This window comes from Paenibacillus farraposensis (assembly GCF_020736845.1).
In the GTDB taxonomy this organism is placed as follows: Bacteria; Bacillota; Bacilli; order Paenibacillales; family Paenibacillaceae; genus Paenibacillus; species Paenibacillus farraposensis.
Map to the genome: position 1 here is coordinate 77,282 of NZ_JAFFQR010000043.1, position 13,403 is coordinate 90,684.

A 13,403-nucleotide genomic window follows, 5' to 3' on the forward strand; every position below is an offset into this window, starting at 1 on the left:
GAATATCGTGCGTTAAGCCCGTGACTATATATTGGATAAGGGAAGGGATGATTCCAAATGTTTCGTCTGAAAACGTCAAGTCTGGATATTGCTTATGAGGATCGGTTGATTGTAGAAGATCTGAATGTTGAAATACCGCAAGGGAAAATTACCGCATTGGTGGGCGCAAACGGCTCCGGCAAGTCCACTATTTTGAAGACGATGGCTCGCATCATGAATCCTAAAGGCGGTAGTGTTCTGCTTGACGGTAAATCCATTCATAAGCAATCCACCCGGGAAGTAGCCAAGCAGTTGGCTATTTTGCCGCAAAATCCGACTGCACCGGAAGGATTGACTGTGACGGAACTGGTATCCTATGGACGTTTTCCTTATCAAAAAGGTTTTGGCTCCATGAAAGCTGATGACCGCAAAATGGTAGAGTGGGCGATCCAGGTAACAGGAATGAGCGAGTTCCACGACCGCCCGATTGATCAGCTTTCCGGCGGTCAGCGTCAGCGTGCATGGATTGCAATGGCGCTTGCGCAGGATACCGATATTCTGTTTCTGGATGAGCCGACTACATTTTTAGACATGGCCCATCAGTTGGAAGTGCTGCATTTGCTCGAGTATTTGAATACTTCGGCAGAACGCACGATTGTTATGGTTGTTCACGATTTGAATCATGCGGCCCGGTACGCTCAGCATATGATTGCGATCAAGAAAGGGAAGGCCAAGGCAGTAGGAGCTCCAACCGAAGTGATGACCACCGATGTGCTGCGTGAGGTGTTTGGGATTGAAGCAGATATTGTCACCGATCCACGTACAGGTGTGCCGCTCTGTCTTCCGTATGCGCTGGCAGAACAGCCTACAGTAAACCATACTGTGAAGGCATTGAATATAGAAGGCAAGTTATCGGCCGATTCTGCTGCGGAGCGGCGTGAAGCCAGATTACAAGTTGCGGCAAGAGGCTAAAGGGGGCGCGGAATGAAGCCAAGCGCAGCAAGCGTTTGGCTTCACAGCAAGTCCTATAGGGATGCTGGCATGACCGTATCGTTTTGGGTAAAATAGGTTATGAATCCTAAACTACACGGTACGAAGGAGGAAGCTGTATGTCTGTCTATTCATATCATGCCGTAACACCAGCCAATCAGGAGGTCCCTCTGGACACCTACAATGGCAAGGTGCTGGTTATTGCGAATACCGCCAGCAAATGTGGACTTACCCCGCAATACGGGGACTTGCAAAAGCTTTATGATGAGTATAAAGATCGGGGATTGGTCGTATTAGGCTTTCCTTGTAATCAATTTGGCGGTCAGGAGCCAGGCAGCAGCGAGCAAGCGGCTGAGTTTTGCCAACTGAATTACGGAGTTGATTTTCCCGTATTCGCCAAAGTGGATGTCAATGGACCGGATACAGCGCCTCTGTTTGAATATTTGAAAAAGCAGCAGCCCGGAGAACAGGAAGAGGGTGCGATCCAATGGAATTTCACAAAATTCATCGTGAACCGTCAGGGCGTGCCTGTGGCTCGATTTGAGCCTAGGGAATCACCGGAAGCCATGAAGACAGCCATTGAAGAGTGGTTATAGTGGCTTTGCCAGCTCCATAATATAGGTTTAAAGGTCCGTTTTTTGGGGTTTTTCTCCGAAAAACGGACCTTTTTGCTCTTTTCATATTCCGCTCGCTTATGGTCAAGCTTCCTTTGAAAGCCTGGTTTGAAGGGGTATAATCAGGGTCATATAGGGCAAACTACATCGAGCAGAGAGGTGCTTCATCTAATGACAGGCTCTCTATATATCCTTGTTTTTAAATTGTGGACGAATTGTGAATACCATAGAAAAAGATTGTAATGTGAAAAATATCACACTATAATAAGTGTATAAAGTGAAAAAAATCACAAACAACAACCAACCCAAGTGAAACAATTCACAATTATTATTCATTATGCCCACACACCAAGGAGGAACTTCACATGAAAGTAGCAGTTATCGGATGTACACACGCAGGCACAGCAGCGATCGTCAACACGGCAAAATGTTATCCAGATGCGGAAATTACCGTTTATGAGCGTAATGATAATATTTCATTTTTATCTTGTGGTATTGCACTGTACGTAGGTGGTGTTGTCAAGGACCCGCACGGATTGTTCTACTCATCCCCGCAGCAGCTGGCTGATATGGGAGTAGTGACCAAAATGCTTCATGAGGTAACGAGTGTGGATACAGCAGGCAAAACGCTGCGTGCACGCAATCTCCAAACCGGTGAAGAATTTACCGACACATTTGATAAACTGATTGTAACAACAGGCTCCTGGCCTATTATTCCGAAGCTGGAAGGCATTGAGCTTGATCCTATTTTGCTCTGTAAAAACTATAATCATTCGAACGAAATTATTGAAAAAGCCAAGCATGTACAGAACATCACTGTTGTCGGAGCCGGATACATTGGTGTCGAACTGGTCGAAGCTTTCCAAATGAACGGTAAAAATGTAACCCTGATCGACAGTGCTGATCGTATATTGAATAAATATTTGGATCATGAGTTTACCGACCGGATTGAAAATTCTCTAAGAGATCATGGCATCAGGCTGGCGCTGGGGGAAACGGTGAGCCGTTTTGAGGGGACAAATGGCAAGGTGAGTAAAGTCGTAACCACCAAAGGGGAATATGAAACAGAGCTGGTAATTCTCTGCATCGGCTTCCGTCCTCAAACCGATTTGCTTAAGGGTCAGGTGGATATGCTGCCAAATGGTGCGATCATCGTAGACAATTATATGCAAAGCAGTTGCCCGGACGTGTTTGCAGCAGGTGACAGCTGTGCAATCCACTATAACCCGACAGGCAAAACGGCTTATATCCCGCTGGCGACAAACGCGGTCCGCATGGGTACGCTGGTAGCACGCAATCTGGTGCAGCCGACCATTGCCTACATGGGAACACAAGGAACTTCAGGCATTAAAATTTATGAAGATAATATTGCGGGAACAGGCTTGACCGAAGCAGCCGCAGCAGATGAAGGTATGAATGTAGAGGTCGTAACTATAGAAGACAGCTATCGCCCGGAATTCATGCCAACCTCTGAAAAGGTGCTGCTGAAAGTTGTATATGAACGGGAGACTAGAAGAATTGTTGGCGCACAAATTATGTCGAAGGTAGATTTGACACAATCTATTAATACGCTCTCTGTAGCCATTCAAAATCATATGACCATTGACCAGTTGGCCTTTGTTGATTTCTTCTTCCAGCCGCATTATAACAAGCCCTGGAATTTCCTGAATGCAGCAGGGCTGCAAGCATTGCCTTCACCATCTGAACGAAAATTGGTTACTGTATAATTCGGTTTGTCTGTGACATTGTTCATAAGTTTGTCAACAATCTGAGACGTATGAGCGAATCCTTATAGTACAATATAGAGAGCATAAGGATTAGGGGGAGAAGTGACCATGGGTTTGTTTTATATCCTTTTTCTTGTAGTTGTGGCGATGACTGGTCTTGGAGGCGTTCTCTGGTTCTTGGGAGCCATCGAAAAGGAAGAATATAATTAAGTATAAGCGCTTAGCGGCGCGGTGACTATGAATACACGAAAAACAGCCCTTGATTCAAGGGTTGTTTTTTTATTATTTTCAAGGTGATTTTTTTCACAAACTAAATTTCTGATTTTAAATAAAATATGAAAGAGAATAGTCAAGTAAAAGAAGTTAAAGGAGCGGGAACATATGGCAAGCTATAAACCGGGGCAAATTGCCGAAAAGACGGTGGAAACAGGAGTGGCCAAAGCGAACAACCCGTGGACTGTAGCGGTGGTATTGGGATTTTTGGCAGGTGCATTTATTGCGCTTGGTTTTTTGCTAGATATACGTGTGATTGCAAGTGCGCCTAAAGAATGGGGAAGCATTGTTAATTTTATTGGAGCCGCTGTGTTCCCTGTAGGACTGGTATTAGTACTGATCGCTGGCGGAGAACTGCTGACTGGTAACATGATGGCGGTCCCTTTGGCAAGATGGGCAGGGCGGATTAAGACCGGCGCTATGCTCCGTAATTTAGCGATCATTACGCTCAGTAATTTGGCGGGTGCAATGTTTGTAGCGTTTTTCTTTGGCCATGTGCTGGGTCTGACCGAAACGGGCCCTTATCTGGACAAGGTGGTAGATATGGCAGGCCACAAGCTGCATGATAGCTTTTTGCAATCTTTTATATCTGGTATTGGATGTAACTGGCTGGTAGCTTTGGCAGTATGGTTGTCGTATAGCACGGATTCCATCGGTGGAAAAATCATGGGGATTTGGTTCCCTACTATGGCCTTTGTTGCGATCGGCTTTCAGCACGTTGTGGCTAATATGTTTCTTATCCCGGCGGCTATCTTTGCAGGTCATTTTTCATGGGCAGATTATATCATGAACTTCATTCCGGTATGGCTGGGAAATCTGGTAGGAGGAAGCCTGTTTGTGGCCGGTGTTTACTGGTTAGCCTATTTGAAAAAGACACATACCAATGCGCATTCAGTGAGCGGAGCTCAAGCTGCTTCTTCGGTTGCCCCCAATCCGTTGAGTGATCGTGTCTGATTCGTTCACTGTTAACAGAATCGAGCAAAGCCAATCCGCCATGACAGGTCCGAGGGAACGAAACCTGTCATGGCGGATTTTTTTGGGAGTGGTCCATGATTGGGCATGGAGGATGAGTGTGCTCTCTTCCATAACGTCTTGTTCTCTTTTACCCAGGGCAAGTCATCATAAAACAGGCTGCAAAAAATAATGTTGATTGTCCCGAAATTCGTTTCGCTTATAAAGAAGATAGATTTTTTACTCTCTCGACCGAAAGCTTGTTTTAGCAAAATCCTTCTCTTGCCATGGACCAAGGCTGTAGATATGATAAGAGCGGTGTAATTTTTGGAAACGGTAACGGAAAGGAGCATCTGCATGATGAAACATCAACATCGCAATAGCGCGCCTTCTGAGGCTACGCTTCAACCAGACTTACAAAGAGGGCAGCAGATGACGGATCAGGCCGATGGTATTTTTCCGGCTGTGTGTCCACTAGATTGCCCAGATACATGTGGGCTCCTGCTTCACAAGGAGAAGGGGAAAATCGTCAAGGTGACCGGCAACCCCGAGCATCCCATTACCAAAGGGGCCATTTGCAACAAGGTTCGTAATATGACAGAGCGAGTCTATGATCCTGAACGGGTACTCTATCCGCTGAAGCGTGTAGGCCCCAAAGGGGAAGGAAGGTTTGAGCGAATTAGCTGGGAGGAAGCAGTCGATACCATTACTGGCCGCTTCAAGGAGCTGATTCGTACGGACGGCCCGGAATCCATTCTTCCCTACAGCTTTTATGGCAATATGGGCGTTTTGAGTGTGGATGGGATGGATCGCCGTTTTTTCAATGCATTAGGCTCGAGCCAACTGGACCAGACGATTTGCAGTGTGGCCGGGAATGAAGGCTGGGCATCTGTCATGGGCTTTAAAGGGGGGACCAGCCCGGAGGATACGGAGGATGCGGACCTCATTATTATATGGGGCGGAAATGTCATCAGCACCAACATGCATCAGGTCGTATTGGCAGAAAAGGCGCGTAAAAAAGGGGCCAAGGTGATTGTTATCGATGTCCATCGCAACCGGACGGCGCAATGGGCAGACTGGTTCATTCCATTATATCCGGGGACGGACACAGCGCTTGCGCTAGGAGTCATGCACGTGCTGTTCGAGCAAGGTCTGACGGACGATGAATTTCTACGACGCTATACGGTAGGTCATGAGGAATTGCGCGAGCATGTGAAGCTGTACACACCAGAGCGGGTCGCACGTATTACTGGAGTACCTGCAGCGGATATTATTCGTCTGGCCGAGATGTACGGACAGGCGCGAGCGGCGTATATCAATATTGGCAACGGACTGCAGCATCATGATAATGGCGGCATGAATGTACGCGCGGTAACATGCTTGCCCGCGCTCACCGGGCAATGGCTGAAGCATGGAGGAGGCGCGTCGCGCTCCAACGGTGCTTACGCCAAATTGAATGGCGCCAATCTTGCACGTCCTGATCTGCGCCAGAACCCGGATGCCCGGGTGATTAACATGAACCGGATCGGAGAAGTGCTGCTGCAAAAGGAAAATCCAATCAAGGCGCTGTTCGTATACTGCAGCAATCCGATAGTCGTAGCACCTGATTCGTCACGGGTGGTACAGGGGTTCGAACGGGAGGACCTGTTCACTGTCGTGCATGACCTGTTCCTTACCGATACGGCCCGCTACGCGGATATCGTGCTGCCTGCAGCGTCTTCTTTTGAAGGTACAGACCTGTACAAATCCTACTGGCATCACTATATCCAGCTACAGAGGCCGGTCATTGCTCCGCGCGGTGAAAGCAAAAGCAACTATGAGCTGTTCCGCCTGCTTGGACAGGCCATGGGTTTTGATGAAGCTGCATTCATGGAAAGTGAAGAGGACATGATTGCGGGCGCGCTGGATAATCCAACGAATCCCTATCTTAAAGGTGTAACCTTGGAAGCTTTGAAAGAATCAGCTTTTGTAAAGCTGGATATGACCCCCAAAGCGAACTATCTGGATCGGCTAACCACGCCTTCAGGCAAAATTGAGCTGTATTCGGAACGGATGAAGCAAATGGGTCTGCCTGCGATGCCTACGTATGTGCCGCTGATCGAAGGCTATGATGGAGAGCAGCGGCCGCAAGCGGGCGAGCGGTTTCCACTGATGTTTATTTCGCCGCCAAACCATAACTTTCTCAATTCCACCTTCGCCAATTTGCCTAAGCACCAGCGATTGGAGCGCGAGCCTTTGCTGCAGATTCACCCGGAGGATGCCCGGAACAGAGATATCACGGACGGGGATGCGGTTACCGTATGGAATGATCGGGGAATGTACGAGCTGAAGGCCAAAGTTACCGATCTGATGCTGCCCGGAACAGTGATCAGCCAAGGATTGTGGTGGGGAGGCAAAGAGCGCAGACAACGTGCCAATGCTTTAACCTCTGATCGGCTGTCGGACATGGGACAAGGGGCTACTTTCTTTTCAACGGTGGTGAATGTGAAGCGCCAATAAAGTATGCCTTTTACGGCGTTTACCAGCGGTCATTGGGCTGCGTTTGTCATTATGATGGGCTTTATTGGCTTTTTTAATGTAGTATCTGTGCCTGCTATTCAGGCCTTTGTCGGTTTTCGTTTTGCTGACGCCGTGGCGAGCTGTTTAATGTTATTGATGTCGCCAATAACATTGGGGTGGCATCGGCTCGGTTGCTTTCTTGTGATACCCGGCTGTATCTCTTTGTTGGTTTGGGCTCCCTGGTATTCTTATTTTTGCTGTACAGCCGATTATTTTCTGGATAAAACGTCTGTGGGCCCGGCACGCTTCATCCCAAATGGCATGGGCCGAAGGATTTTACATGGCGGCCTATATCGTCATACTGGGTACACAGAACTATACGGGGATGATATTTGCTATGGTGCTGGCGACGCTGGGAGAAATGCTGATTGCACCTGCTGTTCCGGCATTTCTGTCTGATCATGGCGGCCTTGGAGCACCCTTTTACATCGGACTTTGTGTGGGTGATTGGCGCAGCCGGACGGGTGCTGGGACCTTATATCATGGGAAAACTGTATGACCTCGGCGGTTTACCTCCTGTGCTCTGGCTGGCATTTGACGTAGCGGTGCTGTCGATCTTGTTTTTTATTCTGCATAGTTGGTTGAACCGATCCCGGCGTGATTTGGATGCTTTCGAAGCCGCGGCGCCCAAGGTGGATACTTCAGTTCTTAAGTCCCAATAAAAGTTCAGTTATGAGCCATGATTATGGTACAATAAATGACGGATATTGTTTCAGGAAAGCCTTCACAGGAAGGATTGAAAGGAATTGAGTACAAGTCAACCCCTGACGATACGTCATTCGGAGATGAAGGATGCTCCTGATCTGATTGCACTGGATGAATTGGTATGGAATGAACGAACGGCCCCCGCTTCACTGTCATGGAAGTCGCGCGGGGAGTTTTTGCGCAATTCGCCTCCAGGCTCCCAACTGGTTGCCATCGCACAGGGAGTACTCTGCGGGTATGTTGGATTTCGTCCTCCAACACTGTTGGCTAGTAATCGCCATGTACTAGAAATCAATATGGCCGTACATCCAGATTATCATCGTAAAGGTATTGGGACGGCGCTTATGAACTCCATAAAGGACATTGCAGCCGCTGAGGGGATACGCAAATTAAGTTTGCGGGTACTATCATGTAATACGGAAGCTCTGATGTTTTATGAGAAATGCGATTTCGCAATCGAAGGACGTTTGCATGAAGAGTTCTACATCGCAGGCCAATTTGTGGATGAGGTGTTAATGGCCTATTTCATATAATAGGCTGGAGGCTGCAAACAGCAACATTCGTTTTATGTCCGCTCATAACCAAACAGCGCCGCTGACTGATAAGGTCGGCGGCGCTGTTTGCAATGTTATCGAAGTTGCTTCCATTCATTTTGGAGCATACCGTACACGGCGTGGTTCACGTAGCCGTCAGGCAGTAACTCCGCTTCACGTACGATGCCTTCGAGTACAAAGCCCAGACGTTCCGGAATACCGCGGCTGCGACGATTCGTCGTTGCAGAGCGGATTTCGACCCGGTGCAAATCCAGCTCCACCAATGCATATTCGACAAATACGCGACAGGCGCTGGTCATGAGCCCTTGTCCTTCGTAACCGTGCCCCAGCCAGTATCCGATGCTGACTGAACGGTGGGTCCAATTGATCTCATGGTAGCTGATAATACCGGCAAGCTCGTTATCCATCCAGATGCCGGCGGTCAGGCTGCCATTCTCTGCGGCTTGTTTCAGAGCGCTCTGCACGAACTGCTCTGTATGGCTGATTTCCGTGGTGGAGTCTACCCAGGGAAGCCATTGACGCAAGCGGTCACGGGACATTTCGACCAGCTCAAACAAAGGCTGCACATGCTCCTTGGTGAGCGGCCGAAGGACTGTGCGTTCGTCCAACGCATATGTAAACATGATTGATCCCCTCTTTCACTCGGAAAATCGCTAAACCAGCCAGTCTAGCATGTAATCCCATGCTACCTTATTCTGCGAGAGTCGTCAAAACGGGGAGGAAGCTTCAAATGTTATAGCTCCCACCCGGAACCGCTCATGATCATATACATAATTCAGCTTCAAATCGCCCACAAATTCGGTTGGTGATACACTGCCGGATACGGTGGCTCCTAAAGAAGGCTGGTCAGCAGCATACATCACGACAGAGCGGAAATCGAGCTGCTTTGTAAAATGGGCGGGATCATCGTAAAACGCTGACGTCTTGGGGTCCATTGTATATGTGTTGGCGCCGTCAATCGCGATAGCAATATGCACCTGCCGGTTGCGGTCACGCAGCTCCACGACGCTCTGTACGCGTCTGGACACGGCATCTGCCGCCGACTCGACGGCATACTCCTCCATTGTCTGTGCATTCACAATGTGCAGTTCCTGCAATTCGACCCCCGTTCCCGAGGCACGTGTAATGATTACGACGGCTTCACGGATGCCATCTCCGTTTACGTCCTTGTAATATAACTGCGGTACGGTGGAGATATCCGCTGAGCCCGACCATTCGAATGTGCGGCGCTGCGGACCGATTTCCAGCACAGCTGAATGGAATAGTCCTTGCGATGGGCTCACCGCGTAAAAATGGACGGATGAGTCTTCAGGAGCGACGGCTAACAAACGAGATCGCACAGGTCCGGTCAGCTGGCTTGAAGAAGGATGAGCGGGCATCATGACGGAAGAGGTCAACAGCATAGACAGCAGGATGGCGATGAGCAACTTGAACACAGGATGGGTCTCCTTTTTCCGGGCAAAATAAAAGATATATACACTATAACGAATTTATCTACCGAAAATGTTAACTCTTTTTCATAAATTGCCTCTTTTTTTGCTATATAGAGCATATAGAGCTTCATTTTATTGAGTTATGCGTTGTGAAAAGGTATATTTAAGGGAACGGGTTATGCATAGATTATACGGAAGAAAGGTTGATTAGCGTGGAGAAGCCGATCACTCCCCCCAATTTTATTAAAAGTGTCATTGAAGAAGACCTAAGAACGGGTAAGGTGAAGGAGGTTGTTACACGCTTCCCGCCCGAACCTAATGGATATTTGCATATTGGACATGCCAAAGCCATCTGGATTAATTTTTCACTGGGAGATGAATTCGGAGGACGCACGAACCTGCGCTTCGATGATACCAATCCGGCGAAGGAAGATACGGAATACGTGAACTCTATTCAGGAGGACGTGAAGTGGCTCGGCTATGAATGGGAAGAAAAGCATTTTGCTTCTAATTATTTTGAAGAGATGTACAAACGTGCCATCCTGTTGATCCAAAAGGGTAAAGCCTATGTAGATGATCAAAGTGCGGACCAAATCCGTGAAACTCGCGGCACACTGACTGAGCCGGGACAAAATAGCCCTTACCGTGATCGCAATGTGGAAGAGAATCTCAAGCTGTTTGAAGAGATGTGTGCAGGTAAATATCAGAACGGTGAAAAGGTGCTTCGCGCCAAGATCGATATGGCTTCCCCGAACATCAATTTGCGTGATCCGGTTATTTACCGCATTTCGCACACACCACATCACAATACTGGCGATACTTGGTGTATCTACCCGATGTATTCGTATGCGCATCCGCTGGAGGATGCTATTGAAGGCGTAACGCATTCGCTCTGTTCGCTGGAGTTTGAGGACCAACGGCCACTGTATGACTGGGTTGTTGCTGAATGTGAGATGGAGAAGGTGCCGCATCAATACGAATTCGGACGGCTGAATCTGGCTCAAACGGTAACCAGCAAACGCAAGCTGAAGCTTCTGGTCGATGAGAAGCATGTAGACGGCTGGGATGACCCGCGTATGCCGACGATTTCCGGTTTGCGCCGTCGTGGCTATACACCGGAGGCTATCCGCGATTTTGTATACGAGACAGGTATTTCCAAAGCCTACGGAGTAATCGACTTACAGGTGCTGGAGCATTTTGTACGTGAGGATTTGAAGCTCAAGGCACCCCGCACTATGGCAGTCATTGATCCCTTAAAGGTGATTATCACCAACTATCCTGAAGGACAGGTGGAAATGCTGGAGGCGGAAAACAACACAGAAAATCCGGAGCTGGGCACACGTCAAATTCCGTTCTCGCGTGAAATTTACATTGAGCGTGAGGATTTCATGGAGAATCCGCCGAGCAAGTACTTCCGTCTGTTTCCTGGTAATGAAGTACGTCTGAAACATGCATACTTTATTAAATGCAACGATGTGATTAAGGATGCGGACGGCCGTGTGACCGAAATCCACTGCACCTATGATGTAGAAACCAAGAGTGGTTCAGGCTTTACCGGACGTAAAGTAAAAGGGACGATCCATTGGGTGGAAGCTACTCAGGCCGTTCCAGCCGAGTTCCGTCTGTATGAGCCTTTGATTAACGCAGAGGAGCCGGAAGCTATTGAAGAGGAAGCGTCGGAAAAAACATTCCTTGACCAATTGAATCCGAACTCTTTGGAGATTGCTCATGGCTACGTGGAGCCGAACATGAAAGAGGCCCAAGCACAGGACAAATTCCAATTTTTCCGTCATGGTTATTTTAGTGTGGATCCGAAGCTTTCCAAGCCTGGCGAGCCAGTATTTAACCGTGTCGTATCACTGAAAAGCTCTTTCCAGCTGCCGAAGCAATAGGGGACTGGAGAAAGTAGGATAAGGGTGGCTTTGTGCGAGCAAGTTAATAAAGGAGTCTGCCGTGGGCAGACTCCTTTATTTTACGCTCATTTGTTTTTGAGCATTGCTTGTTGTGGTTGCTAAGGCGCTTCTTGTATTTGTTTAGGCTCATTCGCATGACTAGGCTGGTAGCCGTTCTTGTACAGCATATACCACATGATGGCGAATCCCGCAGTGCCAAGCAGGGCGAGGAATACACCTACATTGTACATCATTTCACCACCGAGGTTCTGGTACAGCCAGCCTCCGGCGAAGCCCGCTGCGATGCCCGAAATGCCGCTCCAGGTCAATGTATATACAGCCTGCCCGGATGAACGGTAAGCTGCAGGTGTGAACAGGACAGTCAACTGGGTCCCTACATAAAAATATCCACCGAAGGTGATGCAGTGAAGTGCCTGAATGAAAACGATCTGAATCGGGTCTGTGGCCAAAGCCATCAGTTCCCAACGTAAGGCAAACAGCAAGCTTACGAGGGCCAGACAGCCTACCATTACCGTCATCTTTTTCTTCAAGAAGCGATCAAATAGCAAAAAGACAATAATTTCGAATATCGAAGACATGAAGACGGCAAAGCCAAGCATCAGCTTAGACCCGCCCAGCTCGGTGATATACAGGGACATAAAGGCGCTGTTGATCGAATTCGGGATGGATACAAGGATACCCAATAAAATAAAGGATATGAAGTAGCCATTCATTAAAATACTGCCAAAGCCACGCAAATGAATAGTCGCTGTATCCACAGTGCTTCTCAGTGGCGGGATCGCCAAGGTGCAGATCAGTGCAGCCAGAAGCAGTACCGTAAAGATGGTGGATATACTGGATATTCCCGTCTGGTCAACGAGCATGCCAGCAACTGCCGCAGTCACAGCCCAGCCGAAGGAGCCCCAGATGCGAAATGAACCGAATTTTCGATTCGTGCCTTCAATGTAGCTGAGAATGAGGCTGTTGCTTTGGGCAAATAAAGGGCTTTGAAAAAAATAAAAACCAATCATCGACACATAAATCATGACATACGTATGGACATGAAATAAAGCTTGCAGCAACAGTAATGTACCTATAATCATCCATAGTAGAATACGACGAAGGTTACGGCTTCTGTCGCTTGTATATCCCCAGAAAGGGTTTGCGAATACAGATACAAAAGGCCCAATGGCCATCAGGCTTCCGATCTCAAGCTTGTCCATGCCGATATCTTGCAGATACAACGGGAAGAAGCTAGAGAAAATGACCATAGCCCCATATAGAAAAAAGTTATATAGCTTTAGGGAATATAGGGAACTCTCTTGAATTTCTCTCTTTTGCAAGACAAGCCATTCCTTTCTTAGCCCGAAGAAAAATACGCCTCGATGCCGATCTGTAGGGAGGTTCTTTATTCCAATGTATCATGTGTTGAAAGGGTTAACAAACCAATAAAATTAACAATTATGTAACATTTATTTGCAGTATCTTGCTCCATTGATAGTATAAACGTACTCAATAATTTCTCATTATTTTTTCAGCTTGTTTTTACGATGCTTCAAGGACAATATATAGACGAATTAAAGAATTTTAATCTATATATTGTTGATTCGAGCCAATGCTTTGTAGTTTACAAAATATTCATTTATGAATAGGTTCTTAGGACCTAAAGTTTAGGCTTAGAATGACCGATACATAATCCATAATCAGGGTTATTTAGGATTATTTT

At 47.6% G+C, this 13,403-nt stretch carries 10 protein-coding genes and 1 pseudogene; 8 read left to right on the forward strand and 3 right to left on the reverse strand.

The annotated features are described in order from the left end of the window. Window positions 1–57 precede the first annotated feature (57 nt). The 7 genes and pseudogenes from JO375_RS07795 (at window position 58) to JO375_RS07825 (ending at window position 8,331) form a co-directional block, all read left to right on the forward strand. Window positions 58–951, forward strand: a complete 894-nt coding sequence (locus JO375_RS07795; protein ID WP_229523924.1) for an ABC transporter ATP-binding protein — start codon at window positions 58–60, stop codon at window positions 949–951. Between the two features lie 137 nt (window positions 952–1,088). Continuing rightward, entirely contained in the window at window positions 1,089–1,565 is a 477-nt protein-coding gene (locus JO375_RS07800; RefSeq protein WP_229523925.1) for a glutathione peroxidase, read from the forward strand. Window positions 1,566–1,948: 383 nt separating this feature from the next. Then, complete coding sequence (locus JO375_RS07805; protein WP_229523926.1) at window positions 1,949–3,310, forward strand: FAD-dependent oxidoreductase; 1,362 nt, start codon at window positions 1,949–1,951, stop codon at window positions 3,308–3,310. Window positions 3,311–3,691: 381 nt separating this feature from the next. Then, the gene (locus tag JO375_RS07810) at window positions 3,692–4,537 is read left to right on the forward strand and encodes a formate/nitrite transporter family protein (protein WP_229523927.1); all 846 of its coding nucleotides are present in this window, start codon (window positions 3,692–3,694) and stop codon (window positions 4,535–4,537) included. A gap of 429 nt (window positions 4,538–4,966) precedes the next feature. After that, window positions 4,967–7,033 (forward strand): molybdopterin-containing oxidoreductase family protein, encoded by a 2,067-nt coding sequence (locus tag JO375_RS07815; protein ID WP_229524074.1) that lies wholly within the window; start codon window positions 4,967–4,969, stop codon window positions 7,031–7,033. A gap of 18 nt (window positions 7,034–7,051) precedes the next feature. Beyond that, window positions 7,052–7,755, forward strand: a pseudogene (locus JO375_RS07820) (MFS transporter); the annotation flags it as partial. Window positions 7,756–7,839: 84 nt separating this feature from the next. Beyond that, window positions 7,840–8,331: a GNAT family N-acetyltransferase gene (locus tag JO375_RS07825; RefSeq protein ID WP_229523928.1), complete on the forward strand. Its 492-nt coding sequence runs from the start codon at window positions 7,840–7,842 to the stop codon at window positions 8,329–8,331. 95 nt (window positions 8,332–8,426) lie between these two features. Here the strand turns inward: JO375_RS07825 and JO375_RS07830 are convergent, their stop codons facing one another. After that, window positions 8,427–8,975 carry a GNAT family N-acetyltransferase gene (locus JO375_RS07830; RefSeq protein ID WP_229523929.1) on the reverse strand — a complete coding sequence of 183 codons (549 nt, stop codon included), beginning with the start codon at window positions 8,973–8,975 and terminating at the stop codon, window positions 8,427–8,429. Window positions 8,976–9,059: 84 nt separating this feature from the next. Then, window positions 9,060–9,788, reverse strand: coding sequence for a copper amine oxidase (locus JO375_RS07835; protein WP_229523930.1), 729 nt, complete (start codon window positions 9,786–9,788; stop codon window positions 9,060–9,062). Between the two features lie 209 nt (window positions 9,789–9,997). Here JO375_RS07835 and JO375_RS07840 point away from each other — a divergent pair, with 209 nt between their 5' ends. After that, on the forward strand, window positions 9,998–11,677 hold the full coding sequence (locus JO375_RS07840) for a glutamine--tRNA ligase/YqeY domain fusion protein (protein ID WP_229523931.1): 1,680 nt from the start codon (window positions 9,998–10,000) through the stop codon (window positions 11,675–11,677). A 119-nt stretch (window positions 11,678–11,796) separates the two neighbouring features. On the opposite strand, the gene JO375_RS07845 is transcribed toward JO375_RS07840, so the two are convergent. Then, complete coding sequence (locus JO375_RS07845) at window positions 11,797–13,020, reverse strand: MFS transporter (RefSeq protein WP_229523932.1); 1,224 nt, start codon at window positions 13,018–13,020, stop codon at window positions 11,797–11,799. Between the last annotated feature and the right edge of the window lie 383 nt (window positions 13,021–13,403).